Source organism: Streptomyces sp. NPDC059452 (assembly GCF_042750035.1).
Taxonomy (GTDB): domain Bacteria; phylum Actinomycetota; class Actinomycetes; order Streptomycetales; family Streptomycetaceae; genus Streptomyces.
Genome location: NZ_JBHYVE010000003.1, coordinates 285504 through 292906, shown reverse-complemented (window position 1 = coordinate 292906; position 7403 = coordinate 285504). Strand labels below are relative to the sequence as shown.

The 7403-nt window shown below is 71.0% G+C and carries 7 protein-coding genes; 1 reads left to right on the top strand and 6 read right to left on the bottom strand.

From position 1 onward, the window contains the following. Window positions 1-337: 337 nt before the first annotated feature. The 4 genes from ACFW9Z_RS06685 to ACFW9Z_RS06670 all read right to left on the bottom strand — a co-directional run bounded on the left by ACFW9Z_RS06685 (window position 338) and on the right by ACFW9Z_RS06670 (window position 3444). Window positions 338-1195: an ABC transporter permease gene (locus tag ACFW9Z_RS06685; RefSeq protein WP_384635341.1), complete on the bottom strand. Its 858-nt coding sequence runs from the start codon at window positions 1193-1195 to the stop codon at window positions 338-340. Then, window positions 1192-2163 (bottom strand): ATP-binding cassette domain-containing protein, encoded by a 972-nt coding sequence (locus tag ACFW9Z_RS06680; protein ID WP_384635338.1) that lies wholly within the window; start codon window positions 2161-2163, stop codon window positions 1192-1194. The genes ACFW9Z_RS06685 and ACFW9Z_RS06680 overlap by 4 nt, the downstream gene beginning before the upstream one ends. A gap of 84 nt (window positions 2164-2247) precedes the next feature. Beyond that, window positions 2248-2898, bottom strand: a complete 651-nt coding sequence (locus ACFW9Z_RS06675; RefSeq protein ID WP_384635335.1) for an NADPH-dependent FMN reductase — start codon at window positions 2896-2898, stop codon at window positions 2248-2250. A 144-nt stretch (window positions 2899-3042) separates the two neighbouring features. Beyond that, a complete protein-coding gene (locus ACFW9Z_RS06670) occupies window positions 3043-3444 on the bottom strand; it encodes a hypothetical protein (protein ID WP_384635332.1) in 402 nt (133 codons plus the stop codon). A 130-nt stretch (window positions 3445-3574) separates the two neighbouring features. Between ACFW9Z_RS06670 and ACFW9Z_RS06665 the strand changes: the two genes are divergently transcribed. Continuing rightward, the gene (locus tag ACFW9Z_RS06665) at window positions 3575-4444 is read left to right on the top strand and encodes a hypothetical protein (RefSeq protein ID WP_384635329.1); all 870 of its coding nucleotides are present in this window, start codon (window positions 3575-3577) and stop codon (window positions 4442-4444) included. A gap of 139 nt (window positions 4445-4583) precedes the next feature. Here the strand turns inward: ACFW9Z_RS06665 and ACFW9Z_RS06660 are convergent, their stop codons facing one another. Beyond that, window positions 4584-4985, bottom strand: a complete 402-nt coding sequence (locus tag ACFW9Z_RS06660; protein ID WP_384635327.1) for an RNA-binding S4 domain-containing protein — start codon at window positions 4983-4985, stop codon at window positions 4584-4586. A gap of 107 nt (window positions 4986-5092) precedes the next feature. Then, window positions 5093-7162, bottom strand: coding sequence for a PhoX family protein (locus ACFW9Z_RS06655; RefSeq protein ID WP_384635324.1), 2070 nt, complete (start codon window positions 7160-7162; stop codon window positions 5093-5095). Between the last annotated feature and the right edge of the window lie 241 nt (window positions 7163-7403).

Sequence of the window (7403 nt, the reverse complement as noted above, 5' to 3'; positions counted from 1 at the left end):
CGGTGTTTTCTGCCTACACGCCGTGGGCTGCGGTTTTTGGGGTGCCGGGGGGGGGCGGGGTCGTCCACCCGCGCCCCCGACCCGCCCCCCCCCCCCCGCCCCCGGCGGGGCGCGCCGGCCCGCGGCCCCCCCCCGGGGGGCCCCCCGCCCGGCAGAGCGGGCGGCGGCCTGCGAGGAGGAGCGGGACGGACACCGCCCCCGCATCACTTCCCGTGGATCACTTCCGGTGCATCACTTCCGATGGGTCACTTCCGATGGGTCACTTCCGGCCGGTCTCCCGGCCGGTCTCCCAGCTGGTCTCCCGGCTGGTCACTTCCGGATGGTCACTTCCGGATGGTCACTTCCGGTTGTAGAGCCGCATCGTCACGGAGCCGAAGACCACCATGATCACTCCGGCCCACCCCAGCGACCAGGCGAGTTCGGCCCCGGGCCAGTTGCCCGCCATCAGCTCACGGACCGCCGTGGCCAGGTGGGTGATGGGGCTGTTGTTCACGAAGGCCTGGAGCCAGCCCGGCATCGTCTGCGGGTCGACGAAGACGTTGCTGAGGAAGGTCAGCGGAAAGATCACCATCATGCTGACGCCCATCACGGACTTCTCCGTGCGCAGCAGCAGCCCGAACATGGTCCAGATCCACGAGAACGCGAACGCGAACACCAGCAGCAGGGCCACCCCGGCCAGCACTCCGAGCACACCGCCGTCCGGGCGGAAGCCGATGATCATGCCGACGGTGAGCATCACCACCGAGGCCAGCACATAGCGCAGGACATCGCCGAGCAGATAGCCGACCATCGGTGCGGGCCGCCAGATCGGCAGCGTACGGAACCGGTCGAAGACGCCCTTGGTGATGTCGGTGTTGACCGAGACGCCCGTGTACATCGTGATCATCACGACGCTCATCACCAGGATGCCGGGCAGCAGGAACTGGATGTACTCCTGCGTGGAGCCGGCCAGCGCCCCTCCGAAGAGGTACGTGTACATCAGGACCAGCATGATCGGGAAAGCCGTCACATCGAAGAGCTGTTCCGGCACGTGCTTGATCTTCAGCATGGAGCGCCAGCCGAAGGTGAGGGAGGCCGACAGCGCGCTGGGCCTCGACGGCCGGTCCAGGCCGACCAGGAGGGCGGAGAGGCGCTCCTTGTCCGGCGCGGCGAGAACGACGTCGTCCAGCTCCGTCTTGGTGGTCGTGGTGCTCATGCCGCCACTCCCTTCTTGTCCGTGAGGGCGAGGAAGACCTCGTCCAGGCTGGGCTGTCCCAGCGAGAAGTTGTCGACCGTGATGCCGGACCGGGCCAGCTCGGCCAGGGCCCGTGCCGCCTGTTCCGCCGCGCCCCGGTCGGAGCCGTGCGCGTCGATCCGGGCGGTCAGCGCCACCGGGTCCGCTTCCAGCTGGACCGCGGCGTCGAGCTCCAGCGACAGCACCCGTTCGGCCTCGGGCCGCTGGGCGGCGTCGCGCAGCCGCAGATGGACGGTGCCGGAGCCGACGGACGCCTTGAGCTCGCCCTTGGTGCCCTCGGCGATCACCCGGCCGTGGTCGATCACGGCGATCCGGGAGGCCAGCTGGTCGGCCTCGTCCAGATACTGCGTGGTCAGCAGGACCGTGGTGCCGTGCGCGACGACCGCGCGCACGATGTCCCAGACCTGGTTACGGCTGCGCGGGTCGAGTCCGGTCGTCGGCTCGTCCAGGAAGAGCAGGTCGGGGGTGTTGAGGATGGAGGCGGCGATGTCGATGCGGCGCCGCATGCCTCCCGAGTAGTTCTTCACCTGCTTGCCCGCCGCCTCGGTCAGCCCGAACCCTTCGAGCAGCTGGGCCGCCCGGTCGCGGGCCGCCGACTTGGAGTGCCCGAGGAGCCGGGCGAGCAGGATGAGGTTCTCGCTGCCGGTCAGGTCCTCGTCCACCGAGGCGTACTGCCCGGTCAGGCTGACCCGGCTGCGGACCGCGTCGGCCTCCTTCACCACGTCCTTGCCGAACACCCGGGCCGTTCCGCCGTCCGGGCGCAGCAGCGTGGCGAGCATCCGCACGGTGGTGGTCTTCCCGGCGCCGTTGGGTCCGAGGACCCCGTAGACGGTGCCGGTCGGGACGGCGAGGTCGACACCGTCCACCGCACGGTTCTTGCCGAAGACCTTCACCAGCCCCGCGGTCTCGATGGCCAGTTCAGTACTCATGAATCCATTCCTTGTACGTCGTCGTCGATATGCGTCGGGGGGGGTGCGGGTGCGGGCCACAGGCCCGGCGTCAGGAGACAGGCGTCAAGAGACATAGGGGCGGACCGCCCGCGCCTCGCGCAGGGCCCAGCCCCACCAGCCGAGCTGGTCGAGCATCAGCCGCACCGCACGGTCCCGCGCGCAGGCCCCGGCGCGGTCCTCCAGCGGCACGTGCAGGAAGTCGAGTGCGACCCCGTTGCGCAGGGTCACCGTGTGCAGCCCCGTGAAGACCGAGCGCAACTGCTCCACCGCGTACAGCCCGGAGGAGCCGTGGCCGTAGCTCACGAAGCCGACCGGCTTGGCCTGCCACTCGTCGTACGCGAAGTCGATGGCCTGCTTGAGGGAGGCCGGGAAGGAGCGGTTGTACTCGGGGGTGACGACCACGAAGGCCTCGGCCTTCCCGATCTCCCCGGCGAACTCCGTCATCTGCGCCGTCGCCCGCTCCGGGTAGTGCACGGGGAAGTCGAACTCCGCGAGATCCAGCACCGCGAGATCGAGCTCGCCCCGTACCCGAGCCCGCTCCACGAACCAGCGGCCGACCGCGTCACCGATGCGCCCCTCGCGCGTACTCCCGATGATCACCGCGACCCTCAGCGGATCGCCGTCCGCCCCGCTCGCGCCGGTCTCCCTGCTCTCCCCGTTCTCCCGCTCGTCCGTCACGTCGTCCGTCACCCCGTACGTTCCCTCGTACGTCATCGCCCGCTCCTCCTCCCGCTCCGTCCCCGGCTCCCTCACTCCTTGGGCGCCAGACGCCGGGGCGCGGCCGCCAGATGCGATCTGGCAGCCGCGCCCACGGTCGGAACGCACGGCTGGAACGGCTCTCGCGGCCCGCCCCCGCAGTCAGGGCTCCCGCGAGTAGACGAGGTAGAACGTGGCCAGGAAGACACCCACACCGACCGCCAGACCCAGCGCGGTCGACCGCAGCACGCTGGTGTCCGTGAGGCTCACCAGGAAGCCGATGGCGCAGGCGGTCAGAGCCCCGTACGCCGTCGCCCGCAGCCCGTGCGGCAGCTCGCGCTGGATCCGGCCCAGCGCGAAGCAGAGGGCCGCCAGTGCCGCTCCGGAGACCAGGCCGAGCACGACCTGCCCGCCGGTGCTGGGGCCGCCGTCGCGGCGGATGAACGCGGCGTAGAACCCGTAGATGACACCGAGCACCAGAGGCAGTGCCCAGGCCAGCGGAGTATGGCGGCGGGGCCTCGCATGGGCCCCCTTCCGGCCGGGCATGGCTGCGTGTGTGACCATCGCGGACAGCTCCTTCCGTCACCCCGTCGCTCGCCCCCGTTCCTCCAGAGCACACCCGCCCGCGCGGCCCGGCAACTCGAACGGCGTACGGCTCGGAGCGGTCCGGGCCCGTACGCGATTCCCTGGAGGTGTGCGGACCTCTCTCTCAGTGACCCTCTCGGCCGTCCTGCTCGTCCTGGTCGCCGTCCTGGTGCCGTTCAGCGCGCTCTCCGCCTGGGTCGACCTGGAGATCGACGACACCGACCGGTACGTCGCCGCCGTCTCCCCGCTCTCCTCCGACCCGGCGGTGCAGAGCACCGTCGCGGACCTGGTCACCGACGAGGCGATGCAGCAGATCGACCTCGGTCCGCTGCAGGACACCGTCCGGGAGTTCCTGCACGAGACGGTGCGGTCCTTCACCTCCACCGAGGCCTTCCGCACCGCCTGGGACACCGCGAACCGGACCGCCCACGAGGCCGTGACCGCCGCGCTGGACGGGGACAGCGGCGAGGAGGTCACCATCGATCTGGGGCCGGTGATCGAGCAGGTCAAACAGGATCTGGTACGCCAGGGGGTGCCGTTCGCGGATCAGATCCCCGTCCAGCGGACGGAGATCACGGTGATCGGCGCGGACCGCGCGGACACCCTCAGGGACTCGTTCCGCTGGCTGCGGTACTGCAGCATCTGGCCGGCCGTCGCCACCCTCGTCCTCCTCGTCCTGGTGGTCGGCATCGCGACCGTACGGGGAGGGCTCCGGGGTGCCCTGGCCGCCACGACGGCCGTCGGCGCCGGGTTCGTGCTCGGGGCGATCGTGCTGCGCATCCTGGTGGCGGTCGGCCGGAGCCGGGTGCTGGACGAGGTGCCGGCCGGCGACCGGGACGCGGCGGCCGCGGTGGTCGACGCCCTGACCGCCTCGCTGCGGACCACGGTGTGGGTGGTGCTGGTGGTCGGCGCGGTCCTGCTGGTGGGGGCGGTACTGGCCCGGGTGCTGCTGGGGCGCCGGAGGGCCGGGCAGCGATGACCGTGCCCACGTTTCACGCACTGTGCCGACGTTTCACGTGAAACACCCGTATGGACGTTTCACGTGAAACACCGGGGCAGAACCCGGCCCCGCACGGGTGACCGCCGATCGGCTCGGAGCACCATCGGGGACGGTCGGCTCAGAGCTCCGGTGGGCGTCCCTGGAGGCGCTCCATCTCGCGGCGGTCGCGCTTGGTCGGGCGGCCCGTGCCCCGGTCCCGTACCGGCACCTGGATCGCCAGCTCGCGCGGCGGCGGAGGCGGGCTGTTGTCGACGAAGCACTCGGCGGCCACCGGCGGGCCGACCCGCTTCTTCACGATCTTCGAGACGACGACCACCCGGTCCCGCCCCGCGTGCCGGAGCCGCACCTCGTCACCGACGCGGAGGGCCTGGGCGGGCTTGGCCCGGTCCCCGCCGACCTTCACATGACCGGCCCGGCAGGCGGCGGCCGCCTGGGCACGGGTCTTCGTCAGCCGGACCGACCAGATCCACACGTCGACCCGGACGCTTCCTTCCGCCTGCGGTGCGTCCCCGGAAACCATGCCCCCGACTCTAGTCGGGACCGGGCGGAAGGCGGGAGGGATCCAGGCCCCGCACCCACCTCCCGCACCCGCCTCCGAACGACCCGGACGACCCGGACGACCCGGCCTCACACGCCGATGTCGCGTCCGTCCTTGCGCCAGACCGCGACGACGGAGGGGCGGACGATCTTCCCGGGCCCGTCGGGCCAGGTGCTCGCGGGCTTCTCCACCGAGGCCCCGTCGACCTCGCCCGGGTGCTGGACGGCCACCAGGACACGGCGGTCCTGGATGACCGGCCCGCAGGTCTCCGCACCGGTCGGGACGGTCAGGAACTGCTTCAGCTCACCGCGCCGGTCGCCTTGGGTCGCGACGCCGAAGAGGCCGTCGTGCGAACCGAGCTGGTTGCCGTCGGTCGAGATCCACAGGTTGCCGTGGGCGTCGAAGGCCACGTTGTCCGGGCAGGAGATGGGGCTGACGCGCTCCTTGGGGAAACCGGCGAAGTACGTCGACGGGTCGTTCGGGTCGCCCGCGACGAGGAAGAGCCGCCAGGCGAACCCGTCGCTCGTCGGGTCGTCCCAGTTCTCCGCCAGCTCCAGGATCTGCCCGTGCTTGTTGCCGTTGCGCGGGTTGGCCTCGTCCGCCCCCGGCTTGCCCTCCTTGCCCCGGTCCGAGTTGTTGGTGAGCGCCACGTAGACCCGGCCGGTGCGCGGCGAGGGCTCGACGTCCTCGGGCCGGTCCATCTTGGTGGCGCCGACCTTGTCACCGGCCAGCCGCGTGTAGACGTACACCTCGTCGGCGGTCATGCCGGGCACGTGCGAGGTGGTGCCGGTGGCCAGCGGGATCCAGACACCGCTGCCGTCGAACTCGCCGTCGTTGGGCAGCTTTCCGCTGCCGTCGATCTCGGCGGCCGGTGAGTCGCCGGTCAGCTTCGCGACGTACAGCGTGCCCTCGTCCAGCAGCGTCAGGTTGTGCTCGCGGGCGGCGCGCGAGTTGCCCTTCTTCATCCGCTTGCTGGAGACGAACTTGTAGAGGTAGTCGAACCTCTCGTCGTCGCCCATGTAGACGACCGGACGGCCGTCCGAGGTCAGCCGGGGCTCGGCCGCCTCGTGCTTGAAGCGGCCCAGCGCGGTGCGCTTGCGCGGTACGGAGTCCGGGTCGTACGGGTCGAGTTCGACAACCCAGCCGAAGCGGTTGGCCTCGTTGGGCTCCTTCGACAGGTCGAACCGCCGGTCGAACCGCTCCCACTTGCGCTCGGTGGCGCCGGAGCCGATCCCGTACCGCTTGTGCAGATCGGTGGTGCCGTGGGCGAAGTACTGGTTGAAGTTCTCCTCGCCGTGCAGCGTGGTGCCCCACGGAGTCGTGCCGCCCGCGCAGTTGTTGAGGGTGCCGAGCACCTTGCGGCCGGTGCGGTCGGCGGACGTACGCAGCAGAGCGCTTCCGGCAGCCGGTCCGGTGACCCGGAATTCACTCGTGGCGGTGAGCCGGCGGTTCAGCGGATGACGGGTGACCGCGCCCAGCTTGCCGGTGCGGTGCTCCTCCTGGACGACGACCACGGAGAGTCCGTGCGCCGCCCAGGCGATCTCCACCTGTTCGCGGGTGGGGTTGGCCGGATCGTAGCCACGGAACATGAGGATCTCGTCCGTGTACTCATGGTTGGCGACCAGGACCTGACGGCCGCGCTCGCCGGGGAGCGGGAGGAGGGAGAGGAAGTCGTTGTTGTAACCGAACTGGCCCGCCTGGGCCTTGGCGGTCTGCTTCTCCGGGTTGAAGGCGGGCGCCCCGCGCAGGATCGGCTCGCCCCAGCGGATCACCACGTTCTGGCTGTACCCGTCGGGCACCGTGACCTTGTCGTTCTTGTTGGGCGCCACCGGCGAGAACCGCAGGCCCCGGGCGCCGGACGGGGCCGGTTTGTGGGGCGGGCCCGGTTTGTGGCCGTGACCGGCGAGCGCGACGGCCTCCGCCTGCGGGGCATTGGGGCCGGTCAGCGCGGCCGTTCCGGCGGCTGCGGCGACCGTCACGACGGCGGCTGCGCGCATCATCGAACGGCGTGAGACGGCACGGGCGATGATGTCGCCCGCGTACTCGTTGTCGCTGGTGTTCGGAATCTCGTTGAAGCAGGCGTCCCCACAGCGGTAGCGGCAGGTCAGCGCGGAACGCCCGCCCGCGTGGGGGCTGATGAGCGGCAGCAGATTACGCACGTGGATTCCCTCCGTCGGTGTGTCGTGCGTGACGGTAGGGGCGGCCCCACCCGGTCCGAGGGACTCCCGGTGAACGGCGGGTGAAGTCCGGGCCACCGCTGTTCCCTTGGGCCAGGCTGTGGGCACCGCCCGGGACTCGGTCAGGGATCGGTTTCGGCTCGGTTGGCACAGGGGTGGGCCGGACCGGCGAACGGCCGGATCCGGCCGCTAACCTTACGTATCCGTCCTGGCCAGGGATGAA